Below are 21255 nucleotides of genomic sequence, written 5' to 3'. Positions count from 1 at the left end.
GGGTGTCAGAGCGCGGCACCCACCAGGGCCTCGCCCAGCGGGGTGCGCAGGTGGTGCATCCTGGCGCCGTCGCGTTCGCTGGTGACCAGGCCGGCATCTCGAAGAACCGAGAGGTGATGCGACGCCGTCGATATCGCGAGGCCCGCATCGTGCGCGACTTGCGTCGTCGTGCGGGCGGCGCCGGCCTGGAGCAGGATCGCCGCCCGCGCCGGTCCCAGCAGGGCGCCGAGAGCATCCTCGATGTCGGCGGCGTCTCGGGCCCAGCCTGCGGTGACGCCGCGGGCCGGATAGAACAGCGTGGGTTGCGCCGGAGGTTCGGTGAGCACCATGCAGCCCCACGACGACATGACCGAGGGCACCAGCACCAGTCCGCCTCCGCGGCAGTCGACCTGCTCGCTGTGGCGACGCAGGGAGACGCGCACGGCGCCCGCGCCCTAGGTCACCTGGCGGTGCAGGTCTCCGGCCATGCCTGCGATACCTGCTGTCGTGATGGTGCGGGCGCGCACAGCGATGTCGGCACGGAGCAAGCGCTCGAGCTGCGGCCACACCGGGGCGAGTGCCGCCTCCCATACGGCGGCCCACCCGTCGGCGATCATGTCACGGGCGCGCTCGGGATGGTCCTGCATCTCGCGTAGGGCCTGTCGGCGGGCGCCGGTCGAACGCTGCACCATCTTCCCGAAGTCGACGCGCATCGGATCGAGAGGTGCCGCGCGCAGTTCGTCGAGCTCGGCCTCGGGGGTCAGATCCCATCGGGGCGTGGTCGTGAGGAAGTCGGGCAGGTAGCCGTCGTCGCCGATCACGGTGGAGAGCAGTGCGAAGTCGCGGCGCGGGAGCTGTTCGCGAACGGCGCGCAGCCACCCCCATTGCAGCGGATGGGCGGCCGGACGCCGCAACACCCTCACCGCGTGCGCGAGCTCGTGCCCGGGGGAGATGCCGAACCGCACCGCCTCGACGTCGCCGGGGCTCAGGTGGAACTCGACACGATGATCCGGGTGCTCGACGCCCTCGATCGGGCTGGAGTTTCGATCCACATCGAAACTCTAGGAGCAGGCGAAGGGTCTGTCGAGACTGGAGCCATGAACAGCACACCGTCTCTCTCCGGCGTCGTCGCGGCCGACGACATCCGCATCGGCACGGGGCGCAGCCGGAGGTTCGTCGGGGTCGAATACGGCGCCGCCGTGTCCTACTTCTTCGTCGAGAACCAGCCGGGGGAGGGGCCGGGTCTGCACTGGCATCCCTATCCTGAGACCTGGGTCGTGATCGAGGGCATCGCCTCGATCACGGTGGGCGAGGAGACCTTCGTCGCCGGAGCAGGCGATACCGCGACCGGACCCGCCTATGTGCCACACCGCTTCACCAACGTCGGTGACGGGGTGCTCAAGATCATCGGCATCCACGCCTCCGCCACCATCATCCAGACGTTCCTCGACGAGGACTGACCACAGGAGCACCATGTCCTTCCAGGCATACCTCGACAACATCGAGACCAAGACCGGCCTCACCCCGCGGCAGTTCATCGAACTCGCCGCCGAGAAGGGGTTCGACCAGACGACCAAGGCGACGCCGATCGTCGCGTGGCTCAAGGAGGACTACCAACTGGGACAGGGCCACGCGATGGCCCTCGTGCACGTGATCACCAAGGGGCCGCAGATCAGCGACAAGCACGTGGGCAAGGGCGGCGCCCACGGCGACCGGTCCGACACCCTGTGGCTCGACGGCAAGGACACCAACCCGAACCCCTGATGCGCCGTCCCGCTGAGGTCCGGCATCGGGTCGGCCAGTAGGATTCCCTGCGTGGCAGCATCCTCCCAGCGCAAGAAGAAGAACCCGTCCGCGAAGCGCACGCCGGTGCACACGAGTGGCAACCCGGCGAAGCGTCCGGTGGTCGAAGCCGGGCCGGTGACGGCGGGGGACTGGATCGGCGCTGCGCGCCTGCGCACCCTGCCGCTCGCGATCGCACCCGTCGTCATCGGCACGGGCGCCGCGCGCAGCACCGGGCCCGAGTTCCACTGGGTCATCGCGCTCGCCTGCCTCGCGGTCGCGGTGCTGCTGCAGATCGGTGTGAACTTCACGAACGACTACAGCGATGGCGTCCGCGGCACCGATGCGCACAGGGTCGGACCTGCGCGCCTGACGGCCTCGGGGCGGGTGAAGCCGCGCACCGTGCTGATCATCGGCCTGGTGTTCTTCGCCCTGGCCGCTCTCGTGGGTCTGGGGATCGTGATCCGCACGGGGCAGTGGTGGATGCTGGCCGTCGGCGCCGCCTGCATCCTCGCCGCGTGGTTCTACACCGGCGGCAAGCGGCCGTACGGGTACTACGGCTTCGGCGAGGTGTTCGTCTTCGTCTTCTTCGGACTCGTCGCCACGCTCGGCACCACCTGGGTGCAGATCTTCGCCCTGCCGCAGCAGGCCTGGCTCGGCGCGATCGCGACAGGTCTGTTCGCCTGCGCCGTGCTGCTCGCCAACAATCTGCGCGACATCGACCAGGACCGCGAGGTGGGCAAGCGCACCCTCACGGTGCTGATCGGGCGCAGGGCCACCCAGGTGCTCTTCACGCTCTTCGTGCTCGCGCCGTTCGGCATCGCCGCATTCCTGGCACTGGGGTTCCCGATCGCGTGGATCTCCCTGCTGGCGCTGCTCGCCGGTCTGCCGGCCATCGCCATCGTCTGGTCGTACCGGCAGCCGAAAGAGCTGGTGACCGCTCTCGCGCTCACCTCATTGACGTCGCTGCTCTACGCCGGGGCCCTGTTCTGGGCCTTCGTGGGCTGATCCGGCCGTGGGCTGATCCGGCCGTGGGCTGATCCGGCTCGCGGGAGCCTCAGGGCTTGGCGTCGCCGTCGACGGGATCGTTCGAGTCGTCGAGCGCCTGGTCCTCGGCGTCCGCGTCGTCCTGACCGCCGGATGAACGGCTCTCGCGGCGCTCCTGCAGGCGGGCAGACGCGTCGGTGAGCGGCGTGCGGAGGAACAGCATCGAGATGCTCATGCCGATGAGCGCGGCGAAGATCGCTGCGAGCCACCAGAACTCCCGGAAGATCGGGAAGAAGAACCAGAGGATGGCGAGCGGCACGAGGAACGCCAGCAGCCGCAGCACGGTGTAGACGAGGAAAGGCGCGGGCTTCTTCACCCCTCCAGTCTACGTTCGCCGTCGGGAGCCCTCGTCGCCGATCCCGAGCCTGGCGAAGGGGATGCCACGCACCACCCGTCGCCAGGGGTGCTCTCCGAGCGACCAGAGCAGTCCGGCCTCGAGGTCGAGAGCCAGGTCCTCGCACCCGACGGGGAGAGGGACGGCGTCCGGAGCGAGAGCCCCGCGTCGGCCGCTCCAGAGTGTGCCGGGGTGCATGCGGTCGGACTGCGACACGAAGTGATGCCGGCCCCAGCGGACGGCGCCCTGCATCCGTGCGATGCCGGGGGTGAAGCGGTCCACCTCGGTGAACTCGCCGGCGAGGTCGACGGGGATCGCGAACTCGCCGATCCTTCCGCTCTCGTCCGGGCGATGCTCGCCGATGAGCACCCGTGCGAGCGGGGAGCCGTCGTCGTCGAACACCCGCCCGAGGTACGAGCAGCGCAGGGCGATGGGATGCACCCTGGTTCGCACGGCGACGAGAGCGGTGCTGCGTCCGCCGCGGCGGTTCGACCCGGCGAGCCGCTGGGCGAGAGCGCCGCGCACGGTACGGATGTCCGACAGATCGAACTCCCAGATGCCCTGGCCCGTCGCGGCGGCGAACAGTCGATCCCCGAACCACGCGAGTCCCCCGGCGTGGATCCGCGCCGGGTGCAGTTCGCCGTCGTCGTCGGCGGTCGTGAGCAGGACGTCGAGGTGACGCGAGCGCTCGAGGTCGACGAGCGTCACGCGGGAGGCGAGATGCTCTCCTGACAGCTCCTGGCGGAACCAGCTCACGGCAAGGGTGCGTCGGCCGCGCCATTCGCCGACGTCGACGCCCTGCGGATACCAGCGCCGGGTCCAGGTCCTCGCGCTGAGCCAGCGCAGGTCGACGGTGTCGCGCCGCCGCTGTCGCACGGGGCGCCAGGTCGATCCGAAGGGCCACAGCATCTCCCCATCGTCGTCGATACGGCCGGTGGGGGCGAACCGGACCACGGTTGTCGCGCGACGGAGTGCAGCCGCGGTTCTGACATGTATTATGTTACTGTCCGGTCGCGCTCTCCTCTCATCAGGGGTGGCGCGACGACCATGAGCGTCTCGCGGCCATCTGATGGGGGTCAGTCGGCCGCGTGGCACGCGGTGTCGCATCTGCGATACCGCGTCCCGAACGTGTCTCGTTCGGCAGTGCGATGCACTGGGAGGTGTGGTTCCGTTCGGGTACGGGACCACACCTCAGTGCCTTTCTCCCGAGTGCCTTTCTCCCGAGTGCCTCCTGAGTGCACGGACACCCGTCGTTCACCTCCGCGTCGCCGCCCGGCAAGGACCGCCTGCGACCATTCCCGCACACCGTCCCCGTTCTGGAGTCCTGTGCGCACGCCCCTCGTCACCGTCATCCTGCCCGCGAAGGACGCCGGCGCGTACATCGGGACGACGCTCGAGACGCTCACTCGGCAGTTCGATGATCTCGGAGCCGTGAAGCTGGTCGCGATCGACGACGGCTCGCGCGACGACACGGGTGCTCTCATGCGGCGGTACGCGGAGCGGTTCCCCCGCGCCGAGGTGCTGCGCAACGAGTCCGCGCGCGGGTTGGCGACGGCCCGCAACCAGGGACTGCCGCACGTCGAGGGGGAGGCCTTCTGCTTCCTCGACGGCGATGACTGGATGCAGCCGCGTCGGCTCGAGGTGCTCGCGTCGCGGCTGCGAGAGCTCGATTGCGACTTCGTACGCACCGACCACGTCACGGTGAGGGGTGGGACGCGCGCCCTCGTCCGGGCGCCGTATCCGTGGCGCGACCGGGTCGTTCCTCCGCGAGACGCCATCCTGCCGGAGCACGAATCGACGATGGTCGACTACCCGTACGCCTGGGCGGGGCTCTTCCACCGCCGGCTCATCGACCGTGGCCTGGCGGCGTTCACCGAAGGGCTGTTCACCGCAGAGGACCGACCGTGGATCTGGCGACTGCATCTGCAGGCCGAGTCGTTCGCGGTGGTCGATGCGCCTGCGCTGCTCTACCGGCGGGGCGTGGCCACATCGCTCACCCAGACCCGAGATCGGAGACAGCTCGACTTCGCCAGGGCGATGGACGAGGTCATCTCGCTCGTCGAACGGGATCGCGAGGCGGAGCGGTTTCTCCCCAAGGCCGTCTGGACGGTGCTCGCCCTCAGCTCCCACCACCTCGTGCGCGCCCGCCGCATGAGCCCTCAGCTGCGCGGCGCAGTGCGCGCGGGGATCCTCCGCACGCTCCGTCGACTCCCGGCCGATGAGTTGGCCGTCGTGCTGAGCCACCTCGATGGACCGCGCCGCCGGGTCCTCGCACGCGTCCTCCGTCAGGCGGGTCGTGCCGGATGACGCAGGTCTTCGCGCTGCACAGCGCCTATGGACTCGCGACCGCGGTGGCCGCGATGGATGCCGGACTGATCGACGACGAGGTCCGTGGCGAGCGCATCCTTGTGCCCTTCATCTCCTCGACGGTGCCCGAGACCGTCACCGGGATCGCGGATGATGCGGCGCTCGGGTCGCTGCGGGCGCGGTTCGACCGCACGGAGCCGCTGGATGAGATGCTCATGCCGCGGCATCCGCGATCCTGGGAGCCGAAGGCCGCTGATCTCCCGATGCTCGAGCGCCTGTTCGCGCGCGCGTGGGGTGTGGACCCTCGCGATCTGGAACTGTTCGTGCAGAGCCCTCAGGTGGCACCCGCCAGGACGTTGATGGCACTGTTCCCCCGGGCGCGGATCACGATCATCGGGGACGGGCTGATGACCTATGCGCCCATGCGGGTGCGGGTGCCCTATCCCGTCGCCGCACGCATCGAGCGGGTCGTCCATGCCGATGTCGTGCCGGGCGTCAGGCCGCTCGTGGGATCGCCGGGTGCGCGGATCGTGCCGGTGCCGCCGGCGTCGTTCGCCGCGGTCCTGCGGGAGACGGACACAGGGGAGTCTTCCCTCCCTGAGGCTTCCCCGTCGACGGTGCTCGTGCTCGGCCAGTACCTGTCGGCGCTCGGTCTGGTCTCGGTGGCCGAGGAGATCGACCTGCAGAAGCGTCTGATCGACCGTGCGGCGCAGTGGCGACCACGGCGCATCGTGTTCAAGCCGCATCCGGGCGCGCCGCCTCTCGTGACGGCGGCCGTCGGGGCGCGAGCGAGCGAGCAGGGCATCGACTTCGTCGAGTATCGCGGTCCGCTCGCGGCGGAGCTGCTCGCCGAACGGATCGATGCCCTGGCCGTCGTCGCCGGGTTCTCCACTGCGCTGCCGACCGTGCACACGCTCTTCGGGCGCGCGATCGGGTCGGCCGGCAATGACGCGGTGCTCGCGGCACTGAAGCCGTTCGAGAACAGCAACCGGATTCCCGTGACTCTGGTGGACGCCATGACGCGCGAGGGCTCGCCCTACGCCGACCCCGCCCGGCTCCAGCTGCTGATCGACGCGGTCGGTTATGCCATGCAGCCGAAGATCGCCGGACATCTGCGTGGGCGGGCCGAGGAGCTGCTGCACGATCTCGACCCGGCCGAGCGCGATCGGTACTTCTCGCCACGAAGGCTCGCCGAGCTACGGCTACCCGGCGCGCCGGTCGAGAACGCCGTGCGTCGTGCACTGCGACCCGCCGGAGGGGTGGGCAGGATCGAGGAGTGGCGACTGCACGCCCTCGGTGCGCGGCGGCGTGCGGGGCGCGTCTGGCGGGCGGCGCGCGGACGATGACGGCGATGGCGATGGCGATGGCGACGAGGAGGACAGGGACGATGGACGAGCAGAGGCTCCTCACGGTGGCGATCATCCCGGCACGCGGCGGATCGAAGCAGGTGCCGCGCAAGAATCTGCAGCGCGTCGGCGGCGTGCCGCTGGTCGAGCGCGCCGTGCGCGCGGCCGCCCGTGCCGCGGGCATCGACCTGGTCGTGGTCTCGACCGACGATGACGAGATCGCCGCGCTGGCGACTGCCGCGGGTGCCAGAGTGGTCCGCCGCCCCGCGGAGCTCGCGGGAGACACCGCGACCTCGGAGAGCGCGATTCTGCATGCCCTCGACGCGCTCGAAGCGAGCGGCGACAGCGTCGATGTCGTGGCGTTCCTGCAGGCGACGTCGCCGTTCATCCCCAGTGATGCGCTCGCCGCCGCCGTGGAGGAGGTTCGCGCCGACCGTGCCGACAGTGTCTTCGCGGCGCATGAGACGTACGGGTTCCTGTGGCGGGAGGACGAACACGGTGAGGCTGCGGCGATCAACCACGAGGCCGCACACCGCCCGCGAAGGCAGGATCGCGAGCCCCACCACCTCGAGACCGGGGCGTTCTACGTGTTCCGGGCTTCCGGCTTCCGGGCGAGCAGACATCGCTTCTTCGGCAGGATCCGCATCGCCCCCGTGCCGGAGTGGACCGCGATCGAGATCGACGATGCAGAGCAGCTCCGTGTCGCCCGTGCGCTCGCCGCTCTGCACGACGTGCCTGAGCCCATCCGGGTGCGCGCGGTGGTCACCGACTTCGACGGCGTGCACACGGACGACACCGCCATCATCGATGCCGACGGCGGGGAGCGCGTGCGGGTCAGTCGGGAAGACGGCATGGGTGTCGCGCTCCTGCGTCGGGCCGGTGTGCCGCTGCTGATCCTGTCGACCGAGGTCAACCCGGTGGTGCGTGCTCGTGCAGACAAGCTCAGGGTGCCCGTGCTGCACGGCATCGACGACAAGGAGAGCGCACTGCGCGCCTGGTCGCGCGAGAACGGGGTGCCGCTCGCCGACATCGCGTATCTCGGCAACGACGTCAACGACCTGCCGGCCTTGCGGATCGTGGGGTGGCCGGTCGCGGTCGCGAACGCGCACCCGCTGGTGATCGAAGAGGCTCGTGTCGTCCTGCGCCGCCGGGGCGGAGAGGGCGCCGTGCGCGAGCTGATCGAACGGGTGTTGTCGAGCTGACCTATGCCGGTAACCCGGCGGTCTCCCGGTGTTCATCCTCGGCCCGTAGTCAGGAGGGAGGGGTTGCACCAACGCTCGAACACCGGAGGAATCATGACTGTCAGCATCGGCTCGCGAGTGATCGGCGGCGGTCGTCCGGCCTACGTCATCGCGGAGATCGGCCTCAATCACAACGGCGACGTCGACATCGCGAAGAAGCTCATCGACGTCGCGGCTCGGGCCGGCGCCGACGCGGTGAAGTTCCAGAAGCGGACTCCGGAGATCTCGACTCCTGAGCACATGCGCGACGTCCCCCGCGAGACGCCCTGGGGTGTGATGAGCTACCTCGACTACCGCCGGCGGGTCGAGTTCGGTCGTGAGGAGTACATCGAGATCGGCGACTACGCGACCATGCGCGGTCTGGACTGGTTCGCCTCTCCCTGGGACGTGCCCAGCGTCGAGTTCCTGGAGGATCTCAACGTCGTGGCGCACAAGGTCGCGTCGGCCAGTCTCACCGACACCGAGCTGCTGATCGCGCTGCGGGGGACCGGCAAGCCCGTGATCCTCTCCACCGGCATGTCGACTATCGAGCAGATCGACCGTGCGCTGGAGACCCTCGGCACCGACCGCGTGGTGCTCATGCACGCGACCTCGACCTACCCGCTGGAGCCCGAGGAGGCGAACCTGCGGGTCATCGCCACGCTGCGCGACCGCTACCCCGGCGTGCCCGTCGGCTACTCGGGCCACGAGCGCGGGCTGCAGATCTCGCTCGCTGCAGTGGCCATAGGAGCCGTCGCGGTCGAGCGGCACATCACGCTCGACCGCACGATGTGGGGGTCCGACCACGCGGCATCGCTCGAGCCGACGGGGCTGGAGCACCTCGTGCGCGACATCCGGGTGATCGAGCGCGCGACCGGCGACGGGGTCAAGCGGGTGTTCGACAGCGAGCGGGCGCCGATGGCGAAGCTGCGCCGCGTTCCGGCATGACGGTAACCAGCGGCATCCGCGTCGTCGCCATCGCGGACGCCGACTCGTTCGTGAAGTGGGCCGCCTCCCTTCTCGGTTCCGTGCCCGGTGTGCGCCCTCACCTGCTGCTCGTGCGCACACCGCTCACGGCCAGCGCCGAGCAGCAGCGCACGGCTCTCGCCGGCACGACGCTCGGGCCGGATGACGTCACCCGCATCGGGTTCGCGCAGACGGAGGGCTGGCTGGCCGAACAGCGCCCGGACGTGGTCCTGCTCGCGGGGCGTGGACCGTTCGTGCGGCTGATGGGGCGCGTGATCGACACGTTGGAGCATCGGCCGGTCACGGTCTCGGGGCTGCCCGGTATGGCGATCCCCGCCCAGCGCGGGGCGCTCGACTATCGCCGCCACACCGACCTGCTGGTGGTGCACTCCCACCGCGAGGTGCGGGCCTTCGAGGAGCTCGGGCGCCGGATCGGGGTGCGGACGCCGGTGGCGCTCGCGACCCTTCCGTTCGCCCGGCGGAGGCAGCGGATGCTGCGCTCGGAACGACTCGCCGTCGATGCGGTGGCGGCGTGGGGCAGCGGTTTCGGGGCGCTGAGCGGCGGTATCGCGGTCGCCGAACGCCCCCCGCGGACCGCTCCGGTCAAGCCGCCGGCCACGGACATCGTCTTCGCCGCGCAGGCCCTCGTCCCCCTCGCGAAAGACCAGCGCGCCGAGATCGCGGCCATGCTCGTGCGCGCGGCCGAGGCCGAGCCGGGCCGCCGGGTGGTGGTGAAGCTGCGGTCGCGGCCGGGGGAATCCGAGACGCACCTCGAGCGCGAGCCGTACGCGGGGTTGCTGCCATCGCGCCTTCCGGAGAACCTCGTCTTCTCCTACGACTCGATGAGCACGGCGCTCGATACGGCCGCGGGCCTCGTCACGGTGAGCTCCACCGCCGCGATCGAGGCCACGGCTCTCGGTGTGCCCGTGATCGCCCTGGATGCGTTCGGTGTGAGCAAGAGTCTGCTGAACACGGTGTTCGTGGGAAGTGGGCTGCTCGGCGGTCGCAGCGAGGTCGTGGCGGGGCGCTTCCGGCACCCGCACCCCGACTGGCTGCGCGACAACTACTTCCATCCCGACGGCGAGTCGACGTGGTGGGAGCGGGTCGAGCAGCTCGTGGCGCTGCGACGCTCCGGGGCCCTGCCCTCACGGCGGGTGCCTGCGGCCCGAGGCGGTTCCCTGCACGAGGCCTGGCACCGGGCGAGCGTGCTCGGGGTCGAAGATCGCACGGTGCGGGGCTCGGTGGCGCTCGCGGTGGGCGCCCCGGCGACGCGAGCGCTCGGTGTGCTTCGACGGCGCAGGACACCCGCGGATGGCGGGACCTGGTCGGACGCCTCGACCGACTACACGCTCGAGCCGAACCCGTTCGACGACTCCCTCCGGCGCTGAGTCTTCGGGGCGTTCGCTCGGTCAGCCTCCGAGGAGGTTGCCGAGCTGGGCACCGACCTCCTCGACGAGCTCGTCGACGCTCAGTTCAACGTTCGTGCTCGGCGTGAGGGTGAGGAACATGATCGAGGAGACGATCCGGGCGAGGGCGGTGGCCCGTTCGACGCCTGTCTTCTCATCGCGCTGAAGAATCCGGGCCACGGCGGTCTCTGTCTCCCCGACGATGCGGAGTGCTTCGGCGTGGTGCGGATCCGACGTGTCGGCGAACAGCATCTCGCGAAGATAGGTGCGTCCGTTCTCGACCTGGACGCGATTGCACTCGATGATCGGTCGCAGGAGAGCGAGGATCGCCTCGGCGATATCGGGAGTCGCCTCGGCGGCCGCCACGCCCTTCTCGAGGGCGACCGCGTAGTGCGCGTTCTGCACGAGGAGCAGCAGCTCGCCCTTGGTCTTCGCATAGAGGAACAGTGTGCCGGTGCCGACGTCGGCCCGCTCGGCGATCTGCTGGGTGGTGACGTCGTCGATGCCGTGCTCGGCGAACAGCTCGGCCGCTGCCGCCGTGATCCGCTCGAGCTTCTGCTGCTTGTTGCGCTCGCGACGCCCGAGGACGTTCGATGCGGAGGTGGTCATGCTCTTCTTTCAGGAATAGAAACTGACTACGCTCAGTTATGAGTTAAGTCGCTAACGTGCACACTCAGATATCGCCTATTGTCGCAAAGAAGAGAGCATTCCATGCCTTCACTCCACGGAGCCGTCGTCCTCGTCACCGGAGCGAACGGAGGCATCGGCACGCAGTTCGTCCATCAGGCGCTCGCCCGCGGAGCCGCCAAGGTGTATGCCAGCGCCCGCGTGCCACGCAGCTGGGATGACGAGCGCGTCGTCCCGCTCGCGCTCGACGTGACGGATGCCGAGTCCATCCGTCACGCGGTCGAGGCCGCGCCGGATGTGACGGTGCTCATCAACAACGCCGGTGCCTCGGCACCCACCGCGGGAATCCTCACACACTCCGACGACGACATCCGCCGGAACGTGGAAACCAACTTCCTCGGCCCACTCTTCCTTGCGCGCGCCTACGCCCCGCTGCTCACCGGGCGGCCCGGTGCCGCGATCATCGATATCCACTCCGCTCTCTCCTGGTTCGCGGTGGCCGGTATCTACAGCGCGACGAAGGCGGCGCTGTGGTCGGCGACGAACTCGCTCCGCCTGGAACTCGCTCCGGCTGGAGTGCACGTCGTGGGCGTGCACGTCGGCTATGTCGACACCTCGATGGCCGAGCACGTCTCGGACCCGAAGACCGATCCCGCCGACCTCGTGGCCACCGTGTTCGACGCGACGGAACGCGGGGAGTACGAGGTGCTTGCCGATCAGACCTCGGTGCAGCTCAAGGCGGCGCTCAGTGCTCCGCTGGAAGCCGTCTACCCCCAGCTGCAGGCGAGCGCCTGAGTCGCCGCGAGATCGTCGGAGGAGTCGAACATCATGCGCGCATTCGTCGTCCCGAAGTACAAGCGGCCACTCGAAGAGCGGGATGTCGTCGAACCGGTCGTGGGTGACCGAGACGTCCTGGTTCGTGTGGAGGCTGCCGGTCTCAACCAGCTCGACGAGAAGATCCGGCGGGGCGAGTTCGCACAGATCCTGCCCTATGAGCTGCCGCTCGTGCTCGGCAACGACCTGGCGGGGACGGTGATCCGTGTCGGCGCACTCGTCGACGGATTCCGACCCGGCGACCGTGTGTACGCGACCGCAGACGGGGCACGTATCGGGACGTTCGCCGAGCGGATCGCCGTCGCCGAGAAGGATCTCGCCCTCATGCCGGCCGGGCTCACGATGGCGGAGGCCGGGTCCCTCCCGTTGGTGGCTCTCACGGCCTGGCAGGCCCTGGTCGAGCGCGGCAAAGTCCGGGCAGGACAGAAAGTGCTCATCCACGCGGGTGCCGGCGGTGTCGGATCCATCGCCGTCCAGCTCGCCGCCCACCTCGGAGCCACGGTCGCCACGACGGCCAGTGCGGTGAACGCCGACTTCGTCCGTGAGCTCGGCGCCGACATCGTGGTCGACTACCGTCGGCAGGACTTCGCCGAGGAGCTGTCCGGCTACGACTTCGTGTTGGACAGCCTCGGCGGCGAGAATCTCGAGAAGTCGCTGCGGGTGCTGAAGCCGGGCGGACTGGTCGTCGGCATCTCGGGACCGCCCGACCCCGCATTCGCCCGCGCGCGGGGGCTGAACGCCTTCGTGCGACTGGCCGTGGCAGGGCTGAGCCGGAAGATCCGTCGCCAGGCGAAGAAGCTCGGGGTCCGCTACGAGTTCCTCTTCATGCGGGCGGATGGCGATCAGCTCCGCGAGATCTCGGCTCTCGTCGACAGTGGGGTGATCCGGCCCGTCGTCGCGAAGACGTACCCGTTCGAGCGTGTGCCGGAAGCACTCGCCGATCTTGCCGCCGGGGGGAGCCGCGGCAAGCTCGTGATGACGAACAGCTGAGTCACGGGGCGGGTGCCGGAAGCCAGACGCATCGCGCCGTGCGCGGCGCGTCGAGGGCGGCGCGTCGAGGGCGGACACGCCGACGGTGCGCTGCCGCGTCTGGGTTTTCGCACGCAGCGACGCACCGCCGGGCCCCGCTCAGCTGCTGCGACGGATCGCGCGCACTCCGACGATCAGCCCGACCACCGCGACCGCGAGCGCCGATACCCAGCCCCACAGCACGGTCGCGTCTCCCAGGTCTCCGGCGAACAGTGCCCGCTCGGCCTGCACCACCCAGTTCACCGGGTTGACCGAGGCGACGACCCGCATCCAGTCGGGGGCAGCGTCCAACGGCAGCAGCATGCCGGAGAGGATCAGCAGCGGGAAGATCAGCGACTGCTGCACACCCCAGAACAGCCACTCCCGGTCTTTCGTCGCCAGAGCGAGCGAGTAGGACAGCGAGCCGAGGCCCACCCCGAAAACGGCCAGCAGCGCCAGGCCGACGAGGAGGCCCGGGATGTCGGCCGCGAAGCCGAACGGCCAGGCGATCAGCACGATCACCAAGGCCTGCACGACGATCGGCGCGATCTCCTTGAGGGCGCGTCCGACCAGCAGGGAAGAACGGGCGAGCGGGGCGACGAGGGTGCGCTCGTGCGAGCCGGTCATCATCTCGTACTGCAGGTTAGACCCGGTAGACCCGGTGCCGAACAGCACGATCATCACGAGTACCCCCGGCACGAACCAGGCCAGCGTCTCTCCGGCAGGCTGTCCCGAGTCGCCGATCAGCAGGGGCGCGAACAGCCCGAGGAAGATGAGCGGTTGCAGCAGGCTGAAGATCAGCGTGAACGGATCGCGGAGCACGGGCTTGAGCTCGCGCGTCAGCACATTCCGCGTGTCGCGCGCGAGATTCGGGCGCACGAGCGTGTCGTTGGTGATCATGAGAGGACTCCTGTCGTGCTGTTCTCTGAAGCTGTGCGGGTGTCGGCGGGGGCGGAGGATTCGGGTGCTTCGCCCGCGGCATCCGCTCCTTCGCCTGCTTCGCGTAGCGTGCGCCCGGTGAGGGCGAGGAACACGTCGTCGAGCGTGGGTGGCACGCCGGTGGCCCTACGCGCGACGATCCCGGCGGCGTCGAGTTCGCGCACGATCACCGGCAGCAACCGGTCGCCGTCCTGCACCGCGACCGAGATCGAGGCATCGTCGACGGCGACCTCGGCGGAGGTGAGACGGGCGACCACGGCGCGGGCGCTCACCGCTTCGGCAGCATCCGCGAAGCCGAAGGTCAGCACGTCGCCGGCGAGGGTCGCCTTGAGGGAGGCGGCGTTGTCGTCGGCGATGATGCGTCCCTTGTCCATGACCATCACCCGCTCGGCGTAACGATCGGCTTCTTCCAGGTAGTGCGTGGTGAGGAAGACCGTGGTGCCGTGCTGGGTGCGGAGGTCGAGGATGTGCTCCCAGAGGTTCGCTCTGCTCTGCGGGTCGAGTCCGGTCGAAGGCTCATCGAGGAAGATGAGTGGCGGCGCGTGCATGAGCCCGAGCGCGATGTCGAGTCGGCGCTTCTGCCCGCCGCTCAACTGCTGCACACTGCGGGTCGCGAAGGACGCGAGATCGAGCGACTCGATGAGTTCGTCCGCCCGGCGCACACTGTCCCGCCGCGACAACCCGTAGAACGCGCCCTGGCTCAGCAGCTCGTCGCGCACCCGCTGCGAGAAGCTTCCGCTGGTGAGCTGTCCGACGTAGCCGATGCGGGCACGGACCCCTGCCGCGTCGGTGCGAATGTCGTGCCCGACGACCTTCGCTCGCCCCGAGGTGGGCGGGATCAGGGTCGTGAGCATCCGTAGCGTCGTCGACTTGCCCGCGCCGTTCGGCCCGAGGAAGGCGACGAGCTCTCCGCGCGCGGCGGTGAAGGAGACGTCGGTCACGGCATGCACCGGCGTCTTCTTGACGGTGAAGACCTTGGTCAGGCCTTCGGTCTCGATGAGGGATTCGTTCATGGGGAGAGAGTAGAAACCGATGCGGACAGATCCTGTCCGCATCATCTGGCAATCTGAGGCGCATGACCGACACCACCTCCCGTGCCCTCGCCCTGCTGAACCTGCTGCAGACGCACCGGCACTGGCCGGGAACCGAGCTCGCCACCCGGCTCGGAGTGACCGAACGCACCGTGCGCCGCGACGTCGACCGGCTGCGCGAGCTCGGCTATCGAGTGGAGTCGACCCCCGGTGTGGCCGGTGGCTATCGACTGGAGGCCGGAAATGCCGTGCCACCGTTGCTGCTCAACGACGACGAGGCCGTGACGATGGCGATCGGGCTGCGCGTGGCCGCGACCCAGCAGCTCGTCGGCGGACCGGAGGTCACACTCACAGCGCTGGCGAAGCTCGAGCAGGTGCTGCCCTCGGCGCTGCGGCAGCGGGTGAACGCGCTCGCCGCGTCGGTGCAGGCGCCGCGCATCGGAGAGGGACCGGTGGTCTCGCCGGAGGTGCTCGGGGAGATCGCCCTCGCCACCCGCGACACCGAGCGATTGCGTTTGAGGTACGTCGACGGCGAGGGGCAGGAGAGCGTGCGCCGGGTCGAGCCGCACGCCCTGGCCCCGGCCGGTCGCAAGTGGTTCCTGCTGTGCTGGGACCTCGACCGCAACGACTGGCGCACCTTCCGCGTCGACCGCATCGCCGCGGTCGAGCACACGCGGGTGCTGTTCACGCGCCGGGAGATCACCGAGGAGGAGATCGAAGAGCGTGTGCTGATCGCCTCGTCGTGGTCGCCGCAGAAGGTCGAGGCGGCTGCGGTGATGGAGCTGCCGCTCGCCGAGATGCAGGAGCACTTCGGGCCGTGGTGGCAGGGCGCGACGCCTGTGGGCGAGGACCGCACACGCTGGCCCGTCGGCGGCTCGGACTGGCGCGAGGCCATGTACGGACTGCTCTGGATCCCCGAGGGCGTCGAGTACGCCGTAGCGTTGTCTGATCCGCATCGGAGTGAGCTGCGCGAGGCCGTCGGGCGCCTGCTGCGTGCCCTCGACGCCCCCGAGCCGGATGACGCCGAGTGACGCAGCGACGTCATCCACAGACTCATAGGGTTATCCCAGGCAACGGTCCTGGCGGGTCAGATAACGGCCGGGTAACGTCATTCCCATCGCGGCGATCCGGGCGGTCCCGGGCCTCAGCTCATACCTGATGGCGTTGCGGGTTCGACTCCCGCCGTCGCGTCCACTCCAGAAGGTTCGGCGCAGCCTCCCGCCCGCTGAGATGCCGTCGTCACAACCCGAGCTGGTCTAGCCGCTCCTCGAAGCGCACCTGCACGTCCTCGGGCTCATCGTCCTCGGCATCGGCCCAGATCGCGTCCAACTCCTTCTGCACCGACTCGGGCAACGCGGCGAACTTCTCCTCCCAGGCGGCGACCGGCGTCCAGTAGCCGACGACCTTGAAGCGGGTCGCGGGCAGGCCGAGCTCTTTGCGCAGGTACTTGCGTACGTCTCGCAGCGCCACGGTCTCGCCGGCCACCCACACGTAGCCCTCATCGAGGGGGAGCCGGTCGTCGACGATGCCCCGCACGAGCGGGCCGAGTGCGCTGGGCCCGTGACCGTTGCCGCCCACCACCCAGGTGACCTCGACATCCGCCCCCGCCTCCAGACCTATGCGGTCCGACTCGCTCGGCACTTCGAGCACGACCCGCGTGCGCACGCCCCGAGGTGCTTCGGCGATGATGCGCGCGACCGCCGGAAGCCCGGTGAGGTCGGCGACGAGCACCTGCCACGTGATGCCCTCCGGCGGCGAGTACAGACCGGTCGGGGAGTTCAGCCCGAGCACGTGACCCGGCTGCGCGCGGGCGGCCCAGGGACCGGCGACACCCGCCTCGTGGATCACGAAGTCGATGTCGAGCTCACCGGCGTCCGGGCGCACTCCGCTGATCGTGTAGGTGCGCATCGGTGCCTCTGGCGCTCCCTCCGGTGTCTCCCACCAGTCGCCCGCGGGCACCGGCAGCGAGACATCCATCGGGTCGTCGCCGTGTGGGAAGAAGACCCGCACGTACTCGTCGCCGATGCCGGTGCTGAGGAACTCGGCGACGCCCTCGCCGCCGAGCGTGACGCGGACCAGGGTCGGCGTGAGGGTGGTGGTGCTGCTGACGATGCCGCGGTGGATGCTCACGGAGTCTCCGTCTCTGTGGTGGGGGTGGTCTCTTCGGCGGGGGTGGTGTCTGTGGTGGGGGAGGGATCGGTCGGGTTCGGTGTCGCGACTGAGGCGCGAGTCTGCGCCAGCCAGGAGTCGCGATAGAGCCCGTCGGTGGCGAGGAGCTCCTCATGCGTGCCGCGCTGCGTAGCCCTGCCATCGGCGAACACGACGATCTGCTCGGCGGTGACGGCCTGCTGCAGCCGGTGCGCGATGAGCAGAGCGGTGCGTCCTTCGCGCAGCACGGCGATCGCCTCTTCCACGGCTTCTCGATGGTGGAGCCCGACGTCGGCGGTGGCCTCGTCGAGGATCACGATGTCCGGGTCGGCGAGGAAGGCCCGTGCGACGGCGAGCTGCTGGATGCGTCCCTCGTCCAAGGGCACGACAGCCTCCTCGGAAGGCTCCACGTTCTCGCGGACCATGGCATCGACGGCCCACTGCGCTCCGACAGCCTGCAGCGCCGCGATCATCTCGTCGTCGCTCGCCTCCGGAGCGATGAGCCTCAGATTGTCGGCGATCGTGCCCCGGAAGTGATGCAGCTCCTGCGACAGGTAGTACGGGGCCGACGTGCGGGAGGCGAGGTGCACGCTGCCAGAGGTCGGTGGGTGGTGGCCGGCGACCACGCGCGCGAGTGTGCTCTTGCCCGACCCCGAAGTGCCCACCAGCGCCGCCGTGGTGCCCGGCTCGACCCGCAGGTTCACGTCGTGGATCCCCCGGCCGGTGGTCGGATAGCGGAACGTCACGTCGCGCACCTCGATCCCCGCTGATGACGCTGATTCCTCCGATGCCCGTGCTGCCGCGTCCGCTCGCCGATCCGAGGCGATAGTCGACGGCGCGAGGTCGATCACGCCGACGAGTCGCGCCAGGCCGATGGTCGCGCGTTGGATGTCGTCGAGTCCGAAGATCAACTGCCCCACGGGACCGAACAGACGGTGGAAAAGCAGCGCTGCGGTGGTGACGGCGCCCACCGTGACCGCGCCGGCCGACTGCAGCAGGAACCCGGTGCCGAGGATCGCGGCGAGGCCGACGAGCTCGCCACCGTTGATCCAGCGGAACAGCCGGTTGGTCACTCGCACGCCCTCGATCTGCTTCCGGATCGAGGCCTCTGCGCGCTCTCGCACCCGCTCCAGCGCCGGCTCCTGCTCGTTGAACGCGGTGAGTGTCTCGATACCCTCGACCGCATCGAGTACGGCCTGACTGCGCGCGGCTTCGCGCACCCGCACTTCGCGGAACACGACGCGCGACCTGCGGAGGAACGCCCGGGTGCCGAGCACGTAGAACGGTGCGGAGGCGAGTCCGGCGAGGGCGAGCCGGGGATCGAGCGCGGTCAGTGCGACCACCGACACGGCGATCGCGAATGCGGCGGACAGCAGGGTCGGGGCCACGTTCCCTCCGGCCTCGGCCACCGCATCGACATCGCCGGTCACGCGGGAGAGCAGGTCGGCGCTCTCGCCGTCGTCGACCGTGCTCACCGGAAGACTCATCGCCGAGGCGAACACGTCCTCGCGCAGTGCCGCGAGCATGTCCTGCACCAGGCCGGTGAGCACCCGCACGGCCCACAGCATCACCACGGCCGCACCGATGGCGCCCAGTCCCGCTCCGACGACCCAGCCGGCGATGCTCGCGAAGCCTGCGTCTGACGAGACGGCATCGACGATGCGGCCCAGGCAGGCGGGCATCACGATTCCGAGGGCGGAGGCCGCGAGGAAGAGCGCGGCGACGGCTGCCGTGCGGCCGGGATGCCGGCGCAGAAGCGCACCGATGACGGCCCGTACCCGAGCGCCGGAGGCGATCGGCAGCAGAGGGGAGGTCGAGACCGGGTCACCCATACTGCACCTCCGATCCGCCGGAGGGAACGTCGACGACTCGGTCGCAGGCGCCGAGCAGAATCGGCGAGGTGGTGATCACGATCACGGTCCCGGTGTGTTCTGCCAGGGCGCGGGCGATGTGCGCCTCGGTGAGGGCGTCGACGGCGGAGGTCGGTTCGTCGAGCACGAGCACGTCGGCCTGTGCGTGCAGGGCGCGGGCGATGCCGATGCGCTGCCGTTGTCCGCCCGAGAGACGTCTCCCGGCTTCCCCGACCTGCGCTTCCCAGCCGCCGACCTGCACCACTGTGTCGTGGAGGGCTGCCATCTCGATGAAGGGCGGGTGCGTGGGCTCGTCCCGCCCGTGCCCACGCACGGCCTCGCGGAGAGAGCCGCTCACGATCGTCTGCCCATGCGGAGGGGCGACGACCCGATGCCGGTATTCCACCGGGTCGAGGTCGGCCAGGTCTCGGAGTTCTCCGTCGACCGCGAGGTGGGCACGGCCTCGGTCGACACGGGTCCGCAGGCCGAGCATCCGGGAGAGGGCCCTGGCCGTGTCGCTGTCGGCAGGGCGGACACCGAGGAGCTCCCGCTCGCGCACCTCGACGCGCGGCGAACCCGAGTCCGTGTGGAAAGCCAGCACCACCTGTCCCGCCGGACCTGCCGATGCGGCCGATGCGGGCGGCGGATCCAGCAGATCGTCGGCGTCGATCATCTCGGCGAGGCGCTTGGCGGAGGCGAGTTTGTGGATCCAGTTCGAGGGGAACGACCCCGCATACGCGAGGTAGCCGCTGATGAACTGGGCGAGGCCGAGCACGGTCACCAGTTCACCGATGCTGATGCGGCCCTCGGCGGCGAACCAGGCCGACATGCCCGCCAACGCGGTCGTCGCGATCGCGGCCAATGTGCCGCTCACCGCTTCGTAGGAGGCGAGGGATCGGCCGGCTGCCGTCGCCGCGCGTCGGGAGGTGTCGCTCGCGGCGACGTAACGCCGCACGGCCTCATCCCGGGCACCGATACCCACGAGCACGCGGAATCCGCTCATGAAGTCGGCGGCCACGGCGCCGGCCTCGGTCGCCGCGTGCTGCTCAGCGAACCCGCGACGCTCGAGCGGACGGGAGACGACCTGCATCACGAACATCATCGCGATGGTCGAGCCGAACACGACGAGTGTCGCGACGGGCGAGATCACCAGCATCGCGAGTCCGGCTCCGATGATCGCGGCGATCGTGGAGCATTGCTGCGCCACTGACCAGGCGACGCCGGCGACGCGATAGGTGTCGGATGTGACGAAGGTGAGCGCCTCGCCGGGGGTCACCGTGCGACGGGAGAGCCGGGGTCGCAGCATCCGCGACAGCGCGAGGTGACGGAGCGCCTGCTCGCCGTACCCGTAGACCGAGACCATGAGCCGGGAGGCCGACTGATAGCTCACGGTCAGCACGAGGAACGTTCCGACGAGCACGCCGAGCCAGAGGGCGAGCGCGGCGGGGTCTGCGGGAAGTACGGCGCGGTCTATCGTCGCTCCGATGATGACGGGGATCGTCGCCTCGGCGAGCGCGTGCACGATGAGCAGCGCCGTCGCTCCGGTGAGGGCGATCCCGCGACCCCCCGATCTCAGCGCGATCCCGAACAGCTTCCGCGGAGTGGATGTCGTGGGGGATGTCTTGGGGGACGTCACGGTGTCCGCCGTCCGAGCGGCAGCACGAGCGGGGTGCCTGAGACGGGGTCGGTGATCACCTTGCAGGGCAGGTCGTACACGGCGTGCACGAGCTCGGCGGTGATGATCTCGCGCGGGTCTCCCTGCGCCACGATGGCCCCGTCGCGCATCGCCACGAGGTGCGTGGCGTAGCGGGCGGCGTGGTTGAGGTCGTGCAGCACGGCGACGAGCGTCGTGCCCTCGCGGTGCAGGTCGGCGAACAGCTCCATCAGGTCGATCTGGTGCGCGATGTCGAGGAAGGTCGTCGGTTCGTCGAGCAGCAGGTGCTTGGTCTGCTGGGCGAGGGCCATCGCCACCCAGACGCGCTGCCGCTGCCCGCCGGAGAGCTCGTCCACCAGGCGCCGTGAGAGATCCGTGACCCCGGTGGCGGCCATGGCCTCGGACACCGCACGCTCGTCGGCGCTGCTCCACGTGCGCATGGCGCTCTGATGCGGGAAGCGTCCGCGACCGACGAGATCGGCGACCGTGATGCCGTCTGGCGCGATGGACGACTGGGGGAGAAGGCCCAGCTTGCGAGCGGCTTCCTTCGGCTTGAGCGAGCGCAGCTCGTCGCCGTCGAGCAGGACGGCCCCGGTGCTCGGGCGCAGCAGCCGGGCGAATCCGCGCAGCAGGGTGGACTTGCCGCACGCGTTCGGTCCGATGATGATCGTGAACGAGTCGTCCGGTACCTCGAGGGTCAGCTCGGAGATGATGGGGGTGTCTCCGTAGCCCAGCGTGATGTCGCGAGCCAGCAGCGAAGCGGTCATGGGTGTTCCT

The 21255-nt window shown here is 69.8% G+C and carries 22 protein-coding genes and 1 tRNA gene; 12 read left to right on the top strand and 11 right to left on the bottom strand.

Annotated features, from left to right (window positions below; all coding sequences use genetic code 11):
- Positions 1-5: 5 nt before the first annotated feature.
- Together ABRP18_RS14555 and ABRP18_RS14550 are read right to left on the bottom strand one after the other, a co-directional pair.
- Positions 6-422 carry a helix-turn-helix transcriptional regulator gene (locus ABRP18_RS14555; RefSeq protein ID WP_349884894.1) on the bottom strand — a complete coding sequence of 139 codons (417 nt, stop codon included), beginning with the start codon at positions 420-422 and terminating at the stop codon, positions 6-8.
- Between the two features lie 12 nt (positions 423-434).
- Positions 435-1031, bottom strand: coding sequence for a hypothetical protein (locus tag ABRP18_RS14550; RefSeq protein WP_349884893.1), 597 nt, complete (start codon positions 1029-1031; stop codon positions 435-437).
- Positions 1032-1076: 45 nt separating this feature from the next.
- Here ABRP18_RS14550 and ABRP18_RS14545 point away from each other — a divergent pair, with 45 nt between their 5' ends.
- Genes ABRP18_RS14545 through ABRP18_RS14535 form a run of 3 tightly spaced genes read left to right on the top strand, consistent with a single transcriptional unit; the run spans position 1077 to position 2769 of the window.
- Positions 1077-1439, top strand: a complete 363-nt coding sequence (locus ABRP18_RS14545; RefSeq protein ID WP_349884892.1) for a cupin domain-containing protein — start codon at positions 1077-1079, stop codon at positions 1437-1439.
- Positions 1440-1452: 13 nt separating this feature from the next.
- Positions 1453-1743 (top strand): DUF4287 domain-containing protein, encoded by a 291-nt coding sequence (locus ABRP18_RS14540; protein ID WP_046747770.1) that lies wholly within the window; start codon positions 1453-1455, stop codon positions 1741-1743.
- Between the two features lie 51 nt (positions 1744-1794).
- Entirely contained in the window at positions 1795-2769 is a 975-nt protein-coding gene (locus ABRP18_RS14535) for a 1,4-dihydroxy-2-naphthoate polyprenyltransferase (RefSeq protein ID WP_349884891.1), read from the top strand.
- Between the two features lie 49 nt (positions 2770-2818).
- On the opposite strand, the gene ABRP18_RS14530 is transcribed toward ABRP18_RS14535, so the two are convergent.
- Entirely contained in the window at positions 2819-3124 is a 306-nt protein-coding gene (locus ABRP18_RS14530) for a DUF4229 domain-containing protein (protein WP_349884890.1), read from the bottom strand.
- A 9-nt stretch (positions 3125-3133) separates the two neighbouring features.
- Entirely contained in the window at positions 3134-4051 is a 918-nt protein-coding gene (locus ABRP18_RS14525) for a hypothetical protein (RefSeq protein WP_349884889.1), read from the bottom strand.
- A 417-nt stretch (positions 4052-4468) separates the two neighbouring features.
- On the opposite strand from ABRP18_RS14525, the gene ABRP18_RS14520 reads away from it, so the two are divergent.
- The 5 genes from ABRP18_RS14520 to ABRP18_RS14500 all read left to right on the top strand — a co-directional run bounded on the left by ABRP18_RS14520 (position 4469) and on the right by ABRP18_RS14500 (position 10369).
- Entirely contained in the window at positions 4469-5449 is a 981-nt protein-coding gene (locus ABRP18_RS14520) for a glycosyltransferase family 2 protein (protein ID WP_349884888.1), read from the top strand.
- Entirely contained in the window at positions 5446-6795 is a 1350-nt protein-coding gene (locus tag ABRP18_RS14515; RefSeq protein ID WP_349884887.1) for a polysialyltransferase family glycosyltransferase, read from the top strand. Before ABRP18_RS14520 ends, ABRP18_RS14515 begins: the two co-directional genes overlap by 4 nt.
- On the top strand, positions 6726-7997 hold the full coding sequence (locus tag ABRP18_RS14510; protein ID WP_374168946.1) for a cytidylyltransferase domain-containing protein: 1272 nt from the start codon (positions 6726-6728) through the stop codon (positions 7995-7997). Before ABRP18_RS14515 ends, ABRP18_RS14510 begins: the two co-directional genes overlap by 70 nt.
- A 93-nt stretch (positions 7998-8090) precedes the next feature.
- A complete protein-coding gene (locus ABRP18_RS14505; RefSeq protein ID WP_349884885.1) occupies positions 8091-8963 on the top strand; it encodes an N-acetylneuraminate synthase family protein in 873 nt (290 codons plus the stop codon).
- The gene (locus ABRP18_RS14500) at positions 8960-10369 is read left to right on the top strand and encodes a DUF6716 putative glycosyltransferase (RefSeq protein ID WP_179515818.1); all 1410 of its coding nucleotides are present in this window, start codon (positions 8960-8962) and stop codon (positions 10367-10369) included. The genes ABRP18_RS14505 and ABRP18_RS14500 overlap by 4 nt, the downstream gene beginning before the upstream one ends.
- A 21-nt stretch (positions 10370-10390) precedes the next feature.
- Here ABRP18_RS14500 and ABRP18_RS14495 read toward each other — a convergent pair whose 3' ends face one another.
- Positions 10391-10996 (bottom strand): TetR/AcrR family transcriptional regulator, encoded by a 606-nt coding sequence (locus tag ABRP18_RS14495; protein ID WP_113680600.1) that lies wholly within the window; start codon positions 10994-10996, stop codon positions 10391-10393.
- A gap of 102 nt (positions 10997-11098) precedes the next feature.
- Here ABRP18_RS14495 and ABRP18_RS14490 point away from each other — a divergent pair, with 102 nt between their 5' ends.
- Both ABRP18_RS14490 and ABRP18_RS14485 read left to right on the top strand, forming a co-directional pair.
- A complete protein-coding gene (locus ABRP18_RS14490; protein ID WP_113680601.1) occupies positions 11099-11809 on the top strand; it encodes an SDR family oxidoreductase in 711 nt (236 codons plus the stop codon).
- A gap of 33 nt (positions 11810-11842) precedes the next feature.
- Positions 11843-12838, top strand: coding sequence for an NADP-dependent oxidoreductase (locus ABRP18_RS14485; protein ID WP_113680602.1), 996 nt, complete (start codon positions 11843-11845; stop codon positions 12836-12838).
- A 138-nt stretch (positions 12839-12976) separates the two neighbouring features.
- Here ABRP18_RS14485 and ABRP18_RS14480 read toward each other — a convergent pair whose 3' ends face one another.
- Together ABRP18_RS14480 and ABRP18_RS14475 are read right to left on the bottom strand one after the other, a co-directional pair.
- A complete protein-coding gene (locus ABRP18_RS14480) occupies positions 12977-13756 on the bottom strand; it encodes an ABC transporter permease (protein ID WP_113681121.1) in 780 nt (259 codons plus the stop codon).
- A complete protein-coding gene (locus ABRP18_RS14475) occupies positions 13753-14808 on the bottom strand; it encodes an ATP-binding cassette domain-containing protein (RefSeq protein WP_349884884.1) in 1056 nt (351 codons plus the stop codon). The genes ABRP18_RS14480 and ABRP18_RS14475 overlap by 4 nt, the downstream gene beginning before the upstream one ends.
- A 62-nt stretch (positions 14809-14870) precedes the next feature.
- On the opposite strand from ABRP18_RS14475, the gene ABRP18_RS14470 reads away from it, so the two are divergent.
- Positions 14871-15857: a WYL domain-containing protein gene (locus ABRP18_RS14470; RefSeq protein WP_349884883.1), complete on the top strand. Its 987-nt coding sequence runs from the start codon at positions 14871-14873 to the stop codon at positions 15855-15857.
- A gap of 87 nt (positions 15858-15944) precedes the next feature.
- A tRNA-Met gene (locus ABRP18_RS14465) sits at positions 15945-16020 on the top strand.
- 45 nt (positions 16021-16065) lie between these two features.
- On the opposite strand, the gene ABRP18_RS14460 is transcribed toward ABRP18_RS14465, so the two are convergent.
- The 4 genes from ABRP18_RS14460 to ABRP18_RS14445 are packed head-to-tail and all read right to left on the bottom strand — an operon-like array spanning position 16066 to position 21245.
- Positions 16066-16956 carry a siderophore-interacting protein gene (locus ABRP18_RS14460; RefSeq protein ID WP_046747779.1) on the bottom strand — a complete coding sequence of 297 codons (891 nt, stop codon included), beginning with the start codon at positions 16954-16956 and terminating at the stop codon, positions 16066-16068.
- Positions 16953-18806, bottom strand: coding sequence for an ABC transporter ATP-binding protein (locus tag ABRP18_RS14455; protein ID WP_349884882.1), 1854 nt, complete (start codon positions 18804-18806; stop codon positions 16953-16955). Before ABRP18_RS14455 ends, ABRP18_RS14460 begins: the two co-directional genes overlap by 4 nt.
- Positions 18799-20460 carry an ABC transporter ATP-binding protein gene (locus tag ABRP18_RS14450; protein WP_349884881.1) on the bottom strand — a complete coding sequence of 554 codons (1662 nt, stop codon included), beginning with the start codon at positions 20458-20460 and terminating at the stop codon, positions 18799-18801. The genes ABRP18_RS14455 and ABRP18_RS14450 overlap by 8 nt, the downstream gene beginning before the upstream one ends.
- Positions 20457-21245, bottom strand: coding sequence for an ABC transporter ATP-binding protein (locus ABRP18_RS14445; RefSeq protein ID WP_052748696.1), 789 nt, complete (start codon positions 21243-21245; stop codon positions 20457-20459). Before ABRP18_RS14445 ends, ABRP18_RS14450 begins: the two co-directional genes overlap by 4 nt.
- Between the last annotated feature and the right edge of the window lie 10 nt (positions 21246-21255).

The sequence above is a fragment of the Microbacterium sp. WHRI 7836 genome (assembly GCF_040223885.2).
GTDB lineage: Bacteria > Actinomycetota > Actinomycetes > Actinomycetales > Microbacteriaceae > Microbacterium > Microbacterium oxydans.
This window is presented reverse-complemented; position numbering and strand designations above follow the sequence as displayed.

What these genes read in the sequence shown, in the direction of transcription:
- ABRP18_RS14540 (WP_046747770.1), top strand. Translation starts at nt 1,453, where the DNA reads ATGTCCTTCCAGGCATACCTCGACAACATCGAGACCAAGACCGGCCTC.
- ABRP18_RS14515 (WP_349884887.1), top strand. Translation starts at nt 5,446, where the DNA reads ATGACGCAGGTCTTCGCGCTGCACAGCGCCTATGGACTCGCGACCGCG.
- ABRP18_RS14475 (WP_349884884.1), bottom strand. Translation starts at nt 14,808, where the DNA reads ATGAACGAATCCCTCATCGAGACCGAAGGCCTGACCAAGGTCTTCACC.
- ABRP18_RS14500 (WP_179515818.1), top strand. Translation starts at nt 8,960, where the DNA reads ATGACGGTAACCAGCGGCATCCGCGTCGTCGCCATCGCGGACGCCGAC.
- ABRP18_RS14505 (WP_349884885.1), top strand. Translation starts at nt 8,091, where the DNA reads ATGACTGTCAGCATCGGCTCGCGAGTGATCGGCGGCGGTCGTCCGGCC.
- ABRP18_RS14470 (WP_349884883.1), top strand. Translation starts at nt 14,871, where the DNA reads ATGACCGACACCACCTCCCGTGCCCTCGCCCTGCTGAACCTGCTGCAG.
- ABRP18_RS14525 (WP_349884889.1), bottom strand. Translation starts at nt 4,051, where the DNA reads ATGCTGTGGCCCTTCGGATCGACCTGGCGCCCCGTGCGACAGCGGCGG.
- ABRP18_RS14445 (WP_052748696.1), bottom strand. Translation starts at nt 21,245, where the DNA reads ATGACCGCTTCGCTGCTGGCTCGCGACATCACGCTGGGCTACGGAGAC.
- ABRP18_RS14490 (WP_113680601.1), top strand. Translation starts at nt 11,099, where the DNA reads ATGCCTTCACTCCACGGAGCCGTCGTCCTCGTCACCGGAGCGAACGGA.
- ABRP18_RS14455 (WP_349884882.1), bottom strand. Translation starts at nt 18,806, where the DNA reads ATGGGTGACCCGGTCTCGACCTCCCCTCTGCTGCCGATCGCCTCCGGC.
- ABRP18_RS14480 (WP_113681121.1), bottom strand. Translation starts at nt 13,756, where the DNA reads ATGATCACCAACGACACGCTCGTGCGCCCGAATCTCGCGCGCGACACG.
- ABRP18_RS14495 (WP_113680600.1), bottom strand. Translation starts at nt 10,996, where the DNA reads ATGACCACCTCCGCATCGAACGTCCTCGGGCGTCGCGAGCGCAACAAG.
- ABRP18_RS14485 (WP_113680602.1), top strand. Translation starts at nt 11,843, where the DNA reads ATGCGCGCATTCGTCGTCCCGAAGTACAAGCGGCCACTCGAAGAGCGG.
- ABRP18_RS14545 (WP_349884892.1), top strand. Translation starts at nt 1,077, where the DNA reads ATGAACAGCACACCGTCTCTCTCCGGCGTCGTCGCGGCCGACGACATC.